Below are 15,669 nucleotides of genomic sequence, written 5' to 3'. Positions count from 1 at the left end.
CTGGGAGTCGTCCGCGGAGGTCTCCCGGGGCGGCGGGTCAGCGCTCCTCCTCCCACTCCAGCTCCCGCTCCTCCTCCTGCTCGCGTTCGCGGGCGCGCTCCCGGCTGCGGAATTGGCGGATGCGGCGCAGTACGGGGTTCTTCTCGCGCTGTTCGCGGGACTGCCGGTCCAGCTCCTCCCACAGGCGCTGGGAGCGCTTCTCCACGTCCAGCTCGTCCAGCAGGCGGTCGGCCTCGGCGAGCAGGGCGCCGTGCAGCTGCCACTGGCGGGGGTGCTCGCGCACCTTGTCCAGGAGCTGGAAGGCGATGACGTCCCGGCTGGCGCGGCTGGCCTCCAGCTCGCGCACCAGCCGGTCCTCGGCCTCCTCCGCGCTGGCGCTGACCGGGGTGGTGATCAGCAGCGCGAACGCCTCGACCGCGCCCGCCATGTGCAGGTAGAGCTCCTGCATGCCCTCGGCGGTCTCCTCGCTGAACAGCGGCTCGTCCAGGCGCTTCTTGGCCAGGTCGGTCACCGTCCGCGCGGTGGTCCGCAGCACGACCGCGCAGATCTCCAGGGCGTCCAGGCCGGTGCGCAGCACGACGCGGGAGAGCAGGCCCTCCCGCACCCGTGGATTGAGGCGCAGGCTGTCCTCGGCGCGCCGCAGTTCGACGTCGACCTCCACGATGTCGTGGTCGAGCCGGCGGGCCTGGTGCAGCCGGTCGGCCGCCTGGCTGACCGGAGTGAAGCCGCGCACGTCCTCGCCGAGGCCCACCAGCAGCCGGTTCATCCGGCCGGAGAGGTCCAGGACCGCGTCCCCGGCGGGCTGCACCCATACCGGTGGGACGAACAGCACATTGAAGGCCAGTCCGACGATCGCACCGATCAGCGTCTCCAGAATCCGGTCCCAGGCCATGGCTGCGACCTGACTCTGAGTCACTCCCAGTACCAGCATGGCGCTGATCGCCGTCTCCGGGACGAACTCGCCCGCCTTCACGAACCGGCCGACGATCAGCGCGGCCAGGATCACCACGCCCAGGCTCCACCACGTCAGGCCGACCAGTGCGCTGAAGCCGCTGGAGATGAGCACTCCGGCGACCACGGCGTTGACGCGGCGCACACCGGTCCGCAGGGTCGTGTAGAGCGTCACCTGGGTGACCAGCAGCGCGGTGAGCGGCGCGGTCAGGGGCGCGGCTTCGCTGCTGAGTTGCAGAGCGACGGCGTAACTCATCACGGCGGCGACGGTCGAGCGGGCCGTCTGGGCGACGACGGGCTCACGGTGCCGCCGCACCAGATTGAGCAGGGGATCGGTGACTGCTTGACGCACCCTGCGTCCCTCCCCGCTTTCCCGCCCGTTGCCACAGGGACAGCGCCGTCGGGGTGACGGCACCGGTCTATGCTCGCCCGATGACCGCCGCGACAACTCCTCCCCGCCCTGCTTCCGCCTCCGTGCCGCGCTTCGGGTCGCATTCCGTGCGGCGTTCCGCACGGCGGGGCGCCGCCGCCGTCCTCGCCGCCACGGCCGCCACCGCACTGCTGGCCGGGTGCGACGGCCTGCCGCAGCAGGAGGACGGCGGCACCACCGGCGGCGGCTCGGACGCCTCCGCGACCCCGACCGGCACCCCGGCCTCCGGCGGCGCGGGCGAGCAGACCAGCCCGCTGAAGAACCCGGAGGGGACCGAACCCGGACTGGCTCCGCTCACCTCGGACACCGACAAGGTCCGGGCCCGGCGGCTGATCAACCAGGTGCGCACCAAGGGCCGTGGCCCGCGCACGGGCTACGAGCGGGAGAAGTTCGGCAGCGCCTGGCTGGACACCGCCGAGGGCATACCGCTGGCCCGCAACGGCTGCGACACCCGCAACGACGTGCTCAAGCGTGATGGCCGCAAGGTCACCTTCCGCTCCGGCTCGGACTGCGTGGTCGTCTCGATGACCCTGGCCGACCCCTACACCGGCAAGGACATCGCCTGGAAGAAGACGAAGGCCACCGAGGTCCAGATAGACCATGTGGTGCCGCTGTCGTACGCCTGGCAGATGGGGGCCGCGCAGTGGGACGGGGAGAAGCGCAAGCGGCTGGCCAACGACGTGCTGAACCTGCTGCCCGTCTCAGGTTCCCCCAACGCCTCGAAGGGCGACTCCGGACCAGCCTCCTGGATGCCGCCGAACAAGAGGATCCGCTGCTCCTACGCGGTGCGGTTCACGCAGGTGGCCCTGGAGTACGACCTGCCCGTCACGGCTCCTGACAAGCGCATGATGCTCCAGCAGTGCGAGGGCTGAGTGCGCCCGGGCACTGACAGCCCGTCACCCGCGTGTCGTCCGACGGCAGGGCCGTTGCCCCTGTGGGAGGGGCTGGAAGCGGTCGACTGGGCGGACCTGCGGCACAACTACGGCTCCGCCGAGGACGTGCCCGGTCTGCTGCGCCGCTGCGCGGGGCCGGACCCTGAGGACGCGGAAGAGGCCGCGTTCGAACTGCACAACCTTCTCCACCACCAGGGAGGCTGGATCTGCTCCGCCGCCCCGGCCGCGTTGCCGTTCCTGCTGCGGCTGGCCTCCGCACCCCAGGTGCGGTGCCGGCTCACGGTGCTGGACGTGGTGACGGTGCTGGCCGGCGAGGAGAGTCAGGTCGCCGAGAGGTTCCTGACTCCCGACTGGGCACCGACGTGGGAACGCCTGCTGCCCGACGTCCTCGCACTGCTGGCCGATCCCGACCCGGAGGTGAGGCGAGCCGCGACGGCTGCTGTCGGCTTCTGCGCCAGTCCCGGTGCCCTGCTGCTGCCCGCGCTGCTGCGCTGCTGGCAGGCGGAGAGCGACCTCGTGAACCGCCTCGACCTGGTCCTGGCACTCGGCCAGGCGGTCGCCCGGGAGCCGGCCGGTGACCGGGCCGACGAGGTCGACACCCTCCTCCGGACGCTGCTCGACGCCCCGGAACCCCAGCTCCGCCTCGCGGCCGTGCACGCGCTCGCGCCCGCCGTGCCGGGCCTGGCGGCGAGCCGGCTGGACGTCGTGCTGCACGCCGTCCGTGCCCCGAGCGCGGAGCTGTGGCGGCGCAGCAGCACCATGGAGACCGGGGTGGAGGGAGTCCAGCAGTGGACCGCCGGGCTGTTCACCGGCGCGTCTCCCGCCTTCGCACTGGGCCTGCTGGCCGATCATCCCGACGCGGAGCAGCGGGCCGGCGGTCTGGCGCAGGCGGGCGGGCTGCTGTCGCGGTGGCGATCGCCGCAGGAAGCCCTGCTGCCGGCCGTCGCGGCCCGGCTGGACGATCCGGACACCGAAGTGCGGTACCGGGCGGCCGGCCTGCTGGCCTGCCTCGGCCCGTCGGCCGCCGCCCATGCCGACGCGGTCGCCGCGCTGCTCGACGACACCGCCGCCCGGCGGACCAGGACGGGGCAGACGGTGGCTCAGGCAGCCCTGTGGGCACTGGCCCGGATGAACGATCCGCGCTGTGTTCCCGGACTGGCCGAGTACGTGACCGGCCACCGGTCCGGCTTCGCACCGTCCGGCTACAACAGCGTCCGCTCGGGATACGACACCGACCTCCCGGACCTCTCCGAGGTGCTGAGCGCGCTCCCGGACCACGCGGAGCCGCTGCTGCCCGGCATCTGCGACCGGCTCGTCGGCAGCACGGACCCCGGTGCGCTCAGGCAACTGTGCGAAGCGCTCGCCGCCTGGGGACCCGCCGCGAAAACGGCCGTACCCCGTCTGCTCGATCTGCTGGGCGACGACCGCAGGTGGACTGCGGCGGCGGCAGCCCTGGCCGGAATCGGCCCGGCGGGCAACGGGGGCCGGCAACTGCTGCTGGCCCGGTCGGCCGCGGCCACCGGGACGGACGCGGAACTCGCCGCTTGGGCGTACTGGCGGGTCGGCGGGGACCCCGGCCCCGCACTCGAGGTGCTGGGGCCCGCCGCCACCGAGGGCCGCTTCCCCCACCCCGCCCTGCGCAAGCTGGCCGATCTCGGCCCGCACGCCGCTCCCTTCGCGGACCGCCTCCGGACGAGGGCCGGTCCCCCCGGCGACTGGACCGGCGTCGAGGCCGCGCACGCCCTGTGGGCGGCGACCGGTGACACCGAGAACTCCGTCCCGGTCCTCCTGGAGGCGGTGCGGGGCCTGGCCGAGGGCGCCTATCAGCCCGTCATGCTCTCCGCGGTGCGTCATCTGGCCCGCATCGGTCCCGCGGCCCGGCCCGCCGCCGACCTCCTGCGCCACCTGCCGGCCTGCGACCGGCGCCTCCACTACTTCAGCGGCCGGCGCGCCTTCACCGAGGACGAGGCCATCCGCGCGGCCCTCGACGAGCTGCTCGCTGCGACGGAGTGAGCCTCCTCGAGCTGACCGCGAACGGCGACGCACCGGGCGGGTGCGCACGGCGCCGGTCCGGCACGCGTGTCATACCGCTGCCGGCAAGGGTGTCGTACCACAGCCGGTCAGGGTGTCGCACTGCTGAACGGACAGCTACCCAACTGCTCCCGAATCGTTGGTCGATTTGATGTCGAACCGGTGGTCATGGAGCCGTTCGACTCCCTACCATCGATCATCGCCAGGTCGTGCGAGGACGCGCGACCCTCGCCGCCGCCGGGAGGCCCCATGGAAAGCCGTCACCGCAGGTCCGCGCTCACCCTCTCCGCCGCAGCGGCGCTCGTCGCCGCGGCCCCGCTGCTCACCGCGTGCGGCGACGACGCGCACCCGGGCGCGGCGGCCCTGGTGAAGGGCGACCGGATCAGCATGGGGCAGCTCCAGTCCCGGGTGGGGGCCGTGCGGGACGCGCAGCGGGCCACGCCGCAGGGCGAACAGATGATCAAGCAGAGCGGCAAGCTGACCCGGGCCACCCTCGACGGCATGATCCGGGAGCGGATCGTCGCGCAGGCCGCCCGCGACGCGAAGGTGGGCGTCAGCCGCCGCGAGGTCCAGCGGGTCCGCGGGCAGCTTGAGGTGCAGGCGGGCGGCAGCAAGCAGCTCAAGGCCGTGCTGCTGCGCCAGCAGAGTGTCGCGCCGGACGAGATCGACGACCGCATCCGCATGCAGCTCCTCGTCGAGAAGATCGCCAAGGCCAAGGGCATCGACCCGACGTCGCCGGACGGGAACCAGCGGCTCACCAAGGAGCTGTCGGCGACGTCCAAGAGCATGGACATCGACGTGAACCCGCGCTACGGCAGGTGGGACACCGACCGCTCCACCCTCACCGGCGCGAAGACCCCGTGGCTGCGGGACCTGAGCGGCGAGGCGGCGCAGCGCCCGCAGCGGATGTGACACGAGGCGACGCAGGGCGTGGCACAGGGCTGACGCGGTCGTCGGCCCGGACGCCGTCCGGGTTACGTTCGTAGGGTGAACGAGATCCCCGAGACCGGCCGTGTCGTCCTGCTCACCACCACCCACCGGGTGGCGCCCGGACTGCTCTCCTGGCCCGCCTGGGAGGCTCTGCGCGGCGCCGACCGGGTGCTGTGCGCCGACCCGGCGCACCCGCAGCTCCCCTATGTGCGGGACGCCGGGGTCAAGGCCGAGGCGGGCGTCGAACCGGACGCACGGGAGCTGGTCGCCGAGTGCGCCCAGGGCGGCGGCCGGTCGGTCGTCGTCCTGGCCACCGCCGCGGGGGAGCCCGCGCTCACCGACGGCCTCGCCCGGCTGGCCGGCTCCGGCCGGCAGGCCATGCCCGATCTGGAGTTGCTGCCCGGCTCCTACGACCTGCCCGGTGCCCGGCTGCTGGACGCCGTCCAGGTGATGGACCGGATCCGGCGCGACTGCCCGTGGAGCGCACTGCGCACCCACGAGGACCTGCTCAAGTACGGCGTCGAGGAGGTCTACGAGCTGATCGACGCCATCGAACGCGGCGACCGCGCCGAGCTGCGCGAGGAACTCGGCGACGTCCTGCTCCAGGTCGTCTTCCACGCCCGTATCGCCCAGGACGATCCCGAAGAACCGTTCGGCATCGACGACGTGGCCGCCACCCTGGTGGAGAAGCTGGTGCACCGCCATCCGCACGTCTTCGGCGACGACGTCGCCGAGACAGCGGCGGAGGTCGAGGCGCACTGGCAGCGCCGCAAGGCCCTGGAGAAGGCCGAGCGGACCTCGGTCACCGAGGGCGTCCCCTTCGGCCAGCCCGCCCTCTCGCTCGCCGCCAAGCTCGCGGGCCGCGCCCGCACGGTCGGCCTGCCCGCGCCCGCGGACGGCGCCGCCGGAGGCGTGGGCTACGCCCTGCTGGCGCTGGCCGCGGAGGCCGAACGGGAGGGCGTCGACCCCGAGGCCGCACTGCGCGCCGCCGCCCGCGAGTACCGCGACCTGATCCGGCAGGCGGAGCAGCACCCCGCCGACTGACCCGGCCCGGCCCCACCACGGGTGGTCGCCGGGCCGGATCGGGGCGGCCCACAGCTCCGGCGGCCTCACGCCCATGCGGCACCCCGCGCCCGGCGCGGCGTCAGCACGGAGTGTGCGGCCGGGCCCGGTCGGCGCCCATGACGTGCAGGAAACCGCCCGCCTTCTCGACGCTCCGCGCCACCTCGTCGTACTCCTGCGCGATGGTCGAGATCATCGAGCGCCACGGTGTGAGCACCGCACCGGCCTTCCGCTCCTCGACCAGTTCCACGGCGCGGGTCAGCCCCTCGCGCCCCTCCGGAGGGAGCAGGCCGACGCGGTCCTCGACCACGTCCACGATCTGCCAGCCGAACGACCCGGCGTACGCGAGGCACTCCTCGCGCGGCCCCGCGATGTCGGAGTTCGCCGCCGCGCACAGGTAGACGACGACCCGGAAGCGGTCGGCCTTGGCCACGCGGGCGGGCACGGGGCCCTCGCCCGGCACATGACCGGCCGCGTGATCCGCGAGAGCGTGCCGCCGCCGCCTCTCACCCTCGGTGCGCCGGGCCGGAGTCGGCCTCTTCCTGAGTCCCTGCTCGCTGCTGACCATGCATCAATCGTGTCGCCTTGCTCACCCAGGGTGAAGAGATCCGACGTAGGACCAGCGCAACGAGTGCCCGGCCGACTCCTACGTCGCGTCGGCGTCACGCCACCAGGGGGACACCGATCGCCTCGCCGATGCTGCGGACCCGCGCCGTCGACACCTTCGCGATCCGCCGTCCGATGACCCCCGGCAGCGCCTGGTGCCGCACCCACTCCGGCGCGTCGAGACCGACCTCGACGAGAGTGTCGCCCGCCTGGTCGTACAGCCCCGCCGAGCACTGCGCGAGCGCGACGTCCAGCTTGTAGCGGTTGCGGGCCAGCTTGGGCATGGCGCGGGGCAGTTGGGTGCGGGCCGCCAGTTGCAGCGCCCTTCCGTGGTTGCCGAGTGCCACCGCGATACCCACGGCTTCGGTGTTCGCCATGGTGGGGCCGAAGTGCGTGCCGTACATCGCCGTGTCCGCACCGAGCCGGGCGGCCGCCGCGTGGGCCTGCGACAGATAGTCGTCCGCGGAGACGGAGTCGCCCTGCCGCGACGCGGCGACGGCCGCGGAGATCATGAGCCGCCCGTACGCGACCAACCGGGGCCGGGAGGCATTGCTGAACGAGGGTTCGATCCGGGCGGCCGCCTGCTCGGCGACGGACACCGCCCGCTGGATTCTCGCGCTGCGCAGCGAGATCCAGGACAGCGTCGAGTCCACGAGCGCGGCCTGCACCTCGTCGCCGGAGTCCGCCGCCAGGTGACGGGCGGAGGCGAGGGCGCTGAGGGCGAGGTCCCGCTGCCCGAGGAGGAGCGCGGCCGAGGAGGCGAACTGGTAGGTGGCGGCGAGCAGCGAGGCGAACTGTTCACGCTCGTGCCCCGTGGCCCGCGCGTACCCGGCCCGTCCTTCGAGCAGCACCTTGGCGGCGAGTTCGCTCAGTTCGCCGAACGAGCCCTGCCAGTAGGCGGTGCCCAGACGGTCGTGCGCGGCGGTGAGCGTGCCGAGCGTACTCGGTTCCTCGATGCCCTCCCACCCGCCGAGCGCGCTGTCGTGCACCGCCTCGGAGAGCCGCCGGACAGCGGCCCTGGTGTCCCTGCTCATGCCCCGGCGCGGGGCCTGCTGTCCGAGAACGACGGCCACGTCGGTGCGGAGCGCACGGGCGAGCTTGAGCAGGGAGCCCACGGACAGCTCCCCGCGGTCCTGTTCGGCTTTCTGCACCAAGGCGTAGGAGACGCCTGCGGCTTCGGCGAGCTCGTGCTGGGTGAGGTCGGAGCCCCGCAGGGCCTTGATGCGCTTGCCGGTCGTCAGATCAGCCCAGTTGCTCACGTGTGCACCTCAGCGGGTTCGGGCCTGGTGGCTGTCGCTTCCGATGGTAGGGCCGGCCGGGTGACCGTCTCCGGCGAACGACGAGGCCGTCCGGGCTCGCCGCAACCTGCCCTGTTCCACCGGGCCTCGTGCCCGCTGCGGACCGGCCGACACCGACCGGCCGGCACCGCCCGCACACGGCGGCGCTCCCGGCGGAAGTCCGCCGGGAGCGCCGATCGGGCCGTCGTCTCCGGTCAGGAGCGCTCCGCGGCGCAACTGTGCGCGATGCCGTCCAGGATGTCGTGTTCGCTCACCACGACCTCCTGGGCGCCGATCCGCTCCATCAGCGTCAGCAGGACGAGGGCCCCGGCGCTGATCACGTCGACCCGCCCCGGGTGCATGACGGGGATGGCGGCGCGTTCGTCGTGGGTGGCGGACAGCAGCCGGGCGGTGAGTTCGCGGACCTGCGCCAGCGAGATGCGGGAGTGGTGGATGCGGGCCGAGTCGTAGGCGTCCAGCTCCAGCGCGATGCCGCCGAGCGTGGTGACGGTGCCCGCGAGCCCCACCAGGGTGTGCGGCCGGTCCAGCGGCACCGTCCGCGCCACGTCCTCCAGTGCCGTGTGCACGTCGGCGCGGATCGCGGCGATCTGCTCGGCGGCCGGGATCTCGGTGCGGGTGCCGCCGGGTGTGAGATGGCGTTCGGTCAGCCGGACGCAGCCCACGTCGACACTGCGGGCCGCCTCGACGTGCTCGGTGCCCAGCACGAACTCCGTGGAGCCGCCGCCGATGTCCACCACCAGGTACGGCGGCGGGAAGGTGCCGGGTGCCAGCCCCTCGGTGGCGCCGGTGAAGGAGAGGTCGGCCTCCTGGTCGCCGGTGATCACCTCCGGTTCGATGCCGAGGATGTCGAGCACGCCGCGGACGAACTCGTCCCGGTTCTCCGCGTCGCGGGACGCGGAGGTGGCCACGAAGCGGGTCCGCTCGGGGGGTACACCGAACTCGGCGAGGACCTCGGCGTAGCGGCGGCAGGCGGCGAAGGTCCGCTCCAGCGCCTCGGGCGCCAGCCGCCCGGTGCGGTCCACGCCCTGCCCCAGCCGGACGATCTCCATCCGGCGGTCCAGTTCGGTGAGACCGCCCGGGGCGCCGTCGGCGGACACCGCCACGTCGGCCACCAGCAGGCGGATGGAGTTGGTGCCGCAGTCGACGGCTGCCACACGGTTCGTCGTCACGGCCGGGCCTCCTCGGATTCCGCCGTCTCCTCGGGGACCGTCACACAGGGCCCCTTGCGCCACCACTCGGGCAGCAGCGCCAGCGCCTCGTCGCCGAGCGGGTTGACGCCGGGGCCCGCGACCAGCGAGTGCGCCACCAGCACGTGCAGGCACTTGACCCGGTCGGGCATCCCGCCCGCGCTGGGGAAGCCGACCAACTCCTCGATGGCGTCGCGGCGGGCCAGATAGTCCTCGTGCGCGGCGCGGTAGGCGTCGGCCAGCTCCGCGTCCTCGGCCAGCCGCGCCGTCATCTCCTTCATCACGCCGTTCGCCTCCAGCGTCCCGATGGCGGAGGCGGCGCGCGGGCACGTCAGGTAGTACGTGGTGGGGAACGGCGTTCCGTCCTCCAGCCGGGGCGCGGTCTCCACCACGTCGGGCAGCCCGCAGGGGCAGCGGTGGGCGATGGTGTGCAGCCCGCGCGGCGGGCGGCCGAGCTGCTCCTTGAAGGCGGCGATGTCCGCGTCGGTGGGCGCGGTCGGCTCGGTGCGGGGCGGTGGAGTGTCCATGGGTGAGGTGCTCGTCGCTTCGCTTCGGTCGTCAGGGGGTTCGGTCGTCGTGCGGTCGATCGTCATGAGACAGGGCAGGGCAGGACCGGGCGGCGGCCCGTCCGGGGAAGGGGCGCGGCGGGCGGGCGTTCACCCGTCCTGGTCCGCGCGGTCCACACCGTCCCACAGGTTCTGGTACCAGGGCCGGTCCTCCGGCTCGTGCTCGCGGGGGCGGCGCACCTCTGCCGTGCCGTCCGGCATGGTGTAGCCGGTCTCGCCGGGGCGGACGAAGTGCAGGTGCTCACGGGCCTGCCGCTCCACGTAGGCGGGGTCCTGCCAGCGGGCCCGCTGCTCGCGCAGCCGCTTCACCTCCGCGCGGGCCTGCTCGGCCTGCCGGCGCTGGTCGGCGATCTGCGAACGCTGGGTGATGTACTGCCGGGTCGGGTACGCGAGCGCGACGACCAGGGAGCACACCACCAGGGCGAGGAGCGCGGCCCGGCCGGTGAGCCGGCCCTTGCGCGGGGTGCGGACCCTGCGGCCCTGGGCGCGGTACACCCGCTCGGCGGCCTGGGCGCCGAGCGCGCGCAGGCGCGTCGCGGTGGAGAAACGGTCCCGGTCCGCTCCCATACCTCTCCCCTGCGGTCCACCTGCCGAAGCTGTGCGAACGGTGTCGCCGGTGCCCTGCCCCCGAGGCCCCGGGAGGGGGCGGGGCGCAGGGCACCGGCGGCGCGGCGTACGGCGGTCAGCGCTTGTAGCGCGGGAACGCCGAACGACCGGCGTAGACCGCCGCGTCGTCCAGGATCTCCTCGATGCGCAGCAGCTGGTTGTACTTCGCGACGCGCTCCGAGCGCGCCGGGGCACCGGACTTGATCTGGCCGCAGTTGACGGCGACGGCCAGGTCGGCGATCGTCACGTCCTCGGTCTCGCCCGAGCGGTGCGACATCATGCACTTGAAGCCGTTGCGCTGGGCCAGCTCGACCGCGTCCAGCGTCTCGGTCAGCGAACCGATCTGGTTGACCTTGACGAGCAGCGCGTTGGCGACGCCCTCCTCGATACCGCGGGCCAGCCGCTCGGGGTTGGTGACGAACAGGTCGTCGCCCACGAGCTGCACCTTGTCGCCGAGCTTGTCGGTGATGGTCTTCCAGCCCGCCCAGTCGTCCTCGAACAGCGGGTCCTCGATGGAGACCAGCGGGTAGTCCGCGACGAGCTGCTCGTAGTACTCGGTCATCTCGGCGGCGGAGCGCTTCTGCCCCTCGAACGCGTAGACGCCGTCCTCGTAGAACTCGGAGGCGGCCACGTCCAGCGCCAGCGCGATGTCCTGGCCCGCGTTGTAACCGGCCTTCTGGACGGCCTCGATGATCAGGTCGAGGGCCTCGCGGTTCGAGCCCAGGTTCGGCGCGAAGCCACCCTCGTCGCCCAGCCCGGTGGCCAGGCCGCGCTCCTTGAGCACGCCCTTGAGCGCGTGGTAGACCTCGGCGCCCCAGCGCAGCGCCTCGGAGAACGACTCGGCGCCGATCGGCGCGATCATGAACTCCTGGATGTCGACGTTCGAGTCCGCGTGCGAACCGCCGTTGAGGATGTTCATCATCGGCACCGGGAGCTGATGCGCGTTCGGCCCGCCCAGGTAGCGGAACAGCGGCAGGTCGGACGCCTCGGAGGCGGCGTGCGCGACGGCCAGCGAAACGCCGAGGATGGCGTTGGCGCCCAGCGAGGACTTGTCGGCGGTGGCGTCCAGGTCGAACATCGCCTGGTCGATCAGCCGCTGCTCGGTGGCGTCGTAGCCGACCAGCTCCGGGCCGATCTGCTCGATGACCGCGAGGACGGCCTTCTCGACGCCCATCCCGCTGTAGCGCGCGGCGTCGCCGTCACGCAGTTCGAGCGCCTCGAAGGCGCCGGTCGAGGCGCCGGACGGCACGGCAGCACGACCGGTGCTGCCGTCGTCGAGGCCGACCTCGACCTCGACGGTGGGGTTGCCTCGCGAGTCGAGGATCTCGCGGGCTACGACGACGTCGATGGACGGCACGAGGTTTCTCCTTCGTCTGGGACGACTTTCCGCCCCGAGCCTAACCGTCCCGCCCGGCGCACCCGCGAGGCTGTCCCGTTTCCTGCCCGGGTGTCCCTTCCGGGGGGCTCCTCCGGCGCCGTACGACCACGGCGGACCCCGCGGGCTACGCGGACCCGCGACCCACGCGGCCTGCCCGGTCTACAGCGTCAGGTGCTGGCCCGGGCGGATGAGGTCCGGGTCGTCGCCGACCGTCTCCCGGTTCTGCGCGTACAGCTCGCTCCAGCCGCCCTCGACGTCCTGCTCCGCGGCGATCCGGGCGAGCGAGTCGCCGGCCCGTACGGTGATCCGGTGCCGGCCGCCGTTCTCGTCGGCGCGGTCGCGCTCCCCGCCCCGGGAGGGACGCTCGGCGCGCTCGTCGTGCCCGGGCCGCTCCTCGGCGGGCCGCCCCCGGTGCCTGCCTTTCGTGCCGGACCGGTCGGAGTCGGACGGGGACTTGAGCCGGTTCGGGCTCGACGGGCCCAGGTCGGACCAGCCGGAGGTGTCGCCCGCCGAGTCGGCGCCGGTGGCGGTGTCGTCGTCCGGGTCCGGTGACCCGGACTCGGACGCCCCGGAGCCGGGTGCCTCGGACGTGCTGTCGTCGGACGGCTGCTGCGGCGTGCCGGACTCCCCGCTCTCCGGCTTCCCGGAGTCCCGGCCGGAGTCCGCGCCCTTGTCCGGGTCGCCGGCGCCGTCGTCGCCGTCCTTGCCCGTGGGCGAGTCGCTCGCGTCCGGCGACGGGTCCTTCTCCGGGTGCTGCGCGCCGGGCTTGCCGGACTCGCCGGACTTCCCGGCGCCGTCGGGCCTGCCGGAGGGGTCGGACTTCCCGGCGGAGTCGGTCGGGTCCTGCGACGGCTTGCCGGACGGGTCGGCGTCCTCGTCCGACCCGGGGACCTCGAGCTTCAGACCGTCGCCGCACTGCGGGAAGGCAAGCGGGCCCTCGGCCTGGAGGATCTTCTCTCCGACGGCGATCTGCTGGCTGCGGGTGGCCAGGTCCGGCCGCTCGGCGTACATCGTGCCGCCGTAGTACTTCCAGGTGTCCAGGTCCAACTGGAGCCCGCCGTAGTACCCGTTGGAGCTGTTGGCGCTCCAGGCGCCGCCGCTCTCGCAGTCCGCGACGCGGTCCCAGGGCTGGGCGTCGGCGGCGTGTGCGCCGGTGGCGCCCAGCAGCGGAAGCGCGATTCCGGCACCCGTGACCCCGGCGGCGACGAACAGTGCGGGGGCTTGGCGGGGGCGGCGGTGCCGACCATTCCCGGAGCGCATGGTTGACCTCTCGTGGGGGACGAACGGGACGACGACCGTGGTCGATGACAGCAGTCCATGACCGAAGTCGGTGACCGAACGTAGCTGCGAAGTCCGACAGTCACAAGCCAATGTCGCCCACATCACGCCGCGGTCACATAAGTGAGGGGCCGTCACACCGGCCCCCCATGCAGGTCATCCGCCTCGGCGGGGGTGAATTCCACCGGCAGCGTCCGCAGCCCGCGCATGATGAGCCCGCCGCGCCTGTGCAGGGTGCCGGGGTCGGCGGCCAGCCGCAGATCGGGGAGCCGGTGCAGCAGGGCGGCCAGCGCGGTCCGCCCCTCCAGGCGGGCCAGTGGGGCGCCCAGGCAGTAGTGGATGCCGTGCCCGTAGCCCAGGTGCTGGTTGTCCTGCCGCGCCAGGTCCAGGGTGTCGGGTGCGGCGAACTTGGCCGGGTCCCGGTCCGCCGCCGCCAGGACGACCAGCACCGCCTCGCCCTCCCGCACCCGCTGTCCGCCCAGCAGCAGGTCGCGGGTGGCGAACCGCCAGGTCGCCAGTTCGACCGGGCCGTCGTAGCGCAGCAGTTCCTCGACGGCGCCGCCGAGCAGCTTCTCGTCCCCCTCCGCGACGGCGCGCTGCAGCGCGGCGCGCTGCTCGGGGTGGCGCAGCAGTGCGAAGGTCCCGTTCCCGATGAGGTTGACGGTCGTCTCGAACCCGGCGAACAGCAGGATGAAGGCCATCGCGGCGGCCTCGTTCTCGGTGAGGTGCTCGCCGTGGTCGGAGGCGCGGATGAGGCCGGAGATCAGGTCGCCGGCTCCCTCGGCGGTGTCCGCCTCCGTGCGCTTGCGGTGGATGAGTTCGGCCAGGTAGCCGCGCATCCGCTTGACGGCCCGGCCCACGCCGCCGCGCGGGCTGCCGGGCTGATGGATCATCATGCCCGCCCAGGTGCGGAAGTCCTCCTGGTCCTCCTGCGGGACACCGAGCATGTCGCAGATGGCGTAGATCGGCAGCGGGAACGCGTACTCGTGGATCAGGTCCGCTTCGCCGCGCGGCGCGAAGGAGTCGATGAGCCCGTCCGCGAGTTCCCGTACCCGCGGCGCGAAGGCGGCGACCCGGCGCGGGGTGAAAGCGGTGGAGACCAGGCGGCGCAGCCGGGTGTGGTCGGGCGGGTCGATGTTGAGCAGATGCGTCATCAGGTTCGCACTGCGCTCGCCCGGAATGCCGACCTTGCCCTTGCCGTGGGTGTCCTGCTCGCCGTGCCGGCGCGGGTCCTTGCTCAGCCGCGGGTCGGCGAGCGCCTCCCGGGCGTCCGCGTACCGGGTCACCAGCCACGCCTCCACCCCGCTGGGCAGCCGGGTCCGCCGGACCGGCGCGTGCTCGCGCAGCCAGGCGTACGCGGGGTAGGGGTCGAGGGCGAACTGCCGGTCGAAGAGCGGCGGCATGGGCGGCGGGGAGCCGGGGCGGTCCGGGCTGGTCGGGTCGTGCACGGCTACGACGGTATGCGCTCCCGGCGGCGCGGGCTCAGGACGGGGCGTGCTCCAGCCAGCCCTCGGTGATCAGGTACTGCCCCAGCAGATACCCGGCCATGATCAGCACTTCCTGGGAGGGGAACTCGTGCCCCGCGGCCTGGAGGCCGATCAGCGCGTCGGAGGCGAGGAAGGCCATCGCACCGGTGGCGACCTTGCCCCCGACGCCGAGCGCGGCGGCGCCCATCGCGGTGAGCGCCAGGCTGTAGCCCGCCACCGGGAGCCGCAGGCGCCGCTCCAGCGTGGGCGCGAGCACCGCGTTGGCGGCGCCCCAGGCGGCGAACGCCGCGAGCGCGCGCCGGGGCCGGGCGCGCAGTCCGCGGAGGGCGCCGAGCCGGGTCGTCATGCCCGCGGTGTAGCTGATCTGGGTGCCGAGGAAGGCGGCCATGCCGGTCAGCAGGGCGCGCTGGTGGCGGTCCCACAGCAGGGCGGTGTCGCCTGCGGTGGCGCAGGCGAGCCCGGCCAGCAGGGCGGCGGGCGGACGCGCGGGCTGCGCGGCGTCGCGGGCGTGGGCGGCGAGCGCGGGCATCAGGAAGGGCTTGGCGGCGCGCGCCGGGCCGCGCGGGGACTTCGCGGTGGCGTACAGGTCCGCGGCGGCCAGCACGGCGAACGCGGCCGTGCCCTTGCCCTTGGTGATCGCCATCCGGGCAGTGTTACCGCCCAGTACGTCACCGTCAACCCTTCGGTGGCGGGCCGTCGTGCTCCGGTGGGCGCTTCGGCGGGTCCGTCGAAGCGGGCCCAAGAGTTCTCAGTTGAGCGGGTCGGCACTCTGCTGATAGGTGTGAAGCGGCCTTCGCGGCACCCGGCGCCCGTCCGCGCGGACGAGTTTCGTGAATTGATTCACATGAGAAAGGGCCCGGTGGGCCCCGGTTTTCCCTGTGGAAGGCACGGTTCCGGATGTGTCGCCGCCGCGCCGGATGCGCGCGGTTCCACCGCTGTCCGGCGGTTCCCTTCAAGGGGCGCTGA

At 73.5% G+C, this 15,669-nt stretch carries 14 protein-coding genes; 4 read left to right on the top strand and 10 right to left on the bottom strand.

Annotated features, from left to right (window positions below; genetic code table 11):
• Positions 1-37: 37 nt before the first annotated feature.
• On the bottom strand, positions 38-1,303 hold the full coding sequence (locus tag ACFYMO_RS24850) for an FUSC family protein (protein ID WP_366774554.1): 1,266 nt from the start codon (positions 1,301-1,303) through the stop codon (positions 38-40).
• Between the two features lie 80 nt (positions 1,304-1,383).
• Here ACFYMO_RS24850 and ACFYMO_RS24845 point away from each other — a divergent pair, with 80 nt between their 5' ends.
• The 4 genes from ACFYMO_RS24845 to ACFYMO_RS24830 all read left to right on the top strand — a co-directional run bounded on the left by ACFYMO_RS24845 (position 1,384) and on the right by ACFYMO_RS24830 (position 6,279).
• Positions 1,384-2,253 (top strand): HNH endonuclease family protein, encoded by an 870-nt coding sequence (locus ACFYMO_RS24845; protein WP_388549007.1) that lies wholly within the window; start codon positions 1,384-1,386, stop codon positions 2,251-2,253.
• A 54-nt stretch (positions 2,254-2,307) separates the two neighbouring features.
• A complete protein-coding gene (locus ACFYMO_RS24840) occupies positions 2,308-4,287 on the top strand; it encodes a hypothetical protein (RefSeq protein WP_388549004.1) in 1,980 nt (659 codons plus the stop codon).
• Between the two features lie 267 nt (positions 4,288-4,554).
• On the top strand, positions 4,555-5,217 hold the full coding sequence (locus ACFYMO_RS24835) for a SurA N-terminal domain-containing protein (RefSeq protein ID WP_366774552.1): 663 nt from the start codon (positions 4,555-4,557) through the stop codon (positions 5,215-5,217).
• Positions 5,218-5,292: 75 nt separating this feature from the next.
• Positions 5,293-6,279, top strand: coding sequence for a nucleoside triphosphate pyrophosphohydrolase (locus ACFYMO_RS24830; RefSeq protein WP_388549000.1), 987 nt, complete (start codon positions 5,293-5,295; stop codon positions 6,277-6,279).
• Between the two features lie 100 nt (positions 6,280-6,379).
• Here ACFYMO_RS24830 and ACFYMO_RS24825 read toward each other — a convergent pair whose 3' ends face one another.
• The 9 genes from ACFYMO_RS24825 to ACFYMO_RS24785 all read right to left on the bottom strand — a co-directional run bounded on the left by ACFYMO_RS24825 (position 6,380) and on the right by ACFYMO_RS24785 (position 15,346).
• A complete protein-coding gene (locus ACFYMO_RS24825) occupies positions 6,380-6,865 on the bottom strand; it encodes a hypothetical protein (protein WP_366774550.1) in 486 nt (161 codons plus the stop codon).
• Between the two features lie 94 nt (positions 6,866-6,959).
• Positions 6,960-8,162 carry a helix-turn-helix transcriptional regulator gene (locus tag ACFYMO_RS24820; protein ID WP_366774549.1) on the bottom strand — a complete coding sequence of 401 codons (1,203 nt, stop codon included), beginning with the start codon at positions 8,160-8,162 and terminating at the stop codon, positions 6,960-6,962.
• 233 nt (positions 8,163-8,395) lie between these two features.
• Positions 8,396-9,370, bottom strand: coding sequence for an exopolyphosphatase (locus ACFYMO_RS24815; protein WP_388548996.1), 975 nt, complete (start codon positions 9,368-9,370; stop codon positions 8,396-8,398).
• On the bottom strand, positions 9,367-9,915 hold the full coding sequence (locus tag ACFYMO_RS24810; RefSeq protein WP_388548993.1) for a DUF501 domain-containing protein: 549 nt from the start codon (positions 9,913-9,915) through the stop codon (positions 9,367-9,369). Before ACFYMO_RS24810 ends, ACFYMO_RS24815 begins: the two co-directional genes overlap by 4 nt.
• A 129-nt stretch (positions 9,916-10,044) precedes the next feature.
• Positions 10,045-10,521, bottom strand: a complete 477-nt coding sequence (locus ACFYMO_RS24805) for a septum formation initiator family protein (RefSeq protein ID WP_366774547.1) — start codon at positions 10,519-10,521, stop codon at positions 10,045-10,047.
• Between the two features lie 115 nt (positions 10,522-10,636).
• Complete coding sequence (gene eno, locus ACFYMO_RS24800) at positions 10,637-11,917, bottom strand: phosphopyruvate hydratase (protein WP_388548990.1); 1,281 nt, start codon at positions 11,915-11,917, stop codon at positions 10,637-10,639.
• A gap of 180 nt (positions 11,918-12,097) precedes the next feature.
• A complete protein-coding gene (locus ACFYMO_RS24795) occupies positions 12,098-13,198 on the bottom strand; it encodes a transglycosylase family protein (protein WP_366774546.1) in 1,101 nt (366 codons plus the stop codon).
• A gap of 152 nt (positions 13,199-13,350) precedes the next feature.
• Positions 13,351-14,619, bottom strand: coding sequence for a cytochrome P450 (locus tag ACFYMO_RS24790; protein ID WP_366774571.1), 1,269 nt, complete (start codon positions 14,617-14,619; stop codon positions 13,351-13,353).
• A 79-nt stretch (positions 14,620-14,698) separates the two neighbouring features.
• Positions 14,699-15,346 carry a lysoplasmalogenase family protein gene (locus ACFYMO_RS24785; protein ID WP_388548986.1) on the bottom strand — a complete coding sequence of 216 codons (648 nt, stop codon included), beginning with the start codon at positions 15,344-15,346 and terminating at the stop codon, positions 14,699-14,701.
• Positions 15,347-15,669: the final 323 nt, after the last annotated feature.

The sequence above is a fragment of the Streptomyces sp. NPDC007025 genome, from assembly GCF_042869455.1.
GTDB lineage: Bacteria > Actinomycetota > Actinomycetes > Streptomycetales > Streptomycetaceae > Streptomyces.
The sequence above is the reverse complement of the archived record's forward strand: the minus strand, read 5'-3'. Positions and strand labels throughout refer to the sequence as shown.

Bases quoted from the DNA above. Each gene is read 5' to 3' on its own strand.
- ACFYMO_RS24845 (WP_388549007.1), top strand. From the start codon at position 1,384: ATGACCGCCGCGACAACTCCTCCCCGCCCTGCTTCCGCCTCCGTGCCG.
- ACFYMO_RS24835 (WP_366774552.1), top strand. From the start codon at position 4,555: ATGGAAAGCCGTCACCGCAGGTCCGCGCTCACCCTCTCCGCCGCAGCG.
- ACFYMO_RS24825 (WP_366774550.1), bottom strand. From the start codon at position 6,865: ATGGTCAGCAGCGAGCAGGGACTCAGGAAGAGGCCGACTCCGGCCCGG.
- ACFYMO_RS24810 (WP_388548993.1), bottom strand. From the start codon at position 9,915: ATGGACACTCCACCGCCCCGCACCGAGCCGACCGCGCCCACCGACGCG.
- ACFYMO_RS24805 (WP_366774547.1), bottom strand. From the start codon at position 10,521: ATGGGAGCGGACCGGGACCGTTTCTCCACCGCGACGCGCCTGCGCGCG.
- ACFYMO_RS24795 (WP_366774546.1), bottom strand. From the start codon at position 13,198: ATGCGCTCCGGGAATGGTCGGCACCGCCGCCCCCGCCAAGCCCCCGCA.
- ACFYMO_RS24790 (WP_366774571.1), bottom strand. From the start codon at position 14,619: ATGCCGCCGCTCTTCGACCGGCAGTTCGCCCTCGACCCCTACCCCGCG.
- ACFYMO_RS24785 (WP_388548986.1), bottom strand. From the start codon at position 15,346: ATGGCGATCACCAAGGGCAAGGGCACGGCCGCGTTCGCCGTGCTGGCC.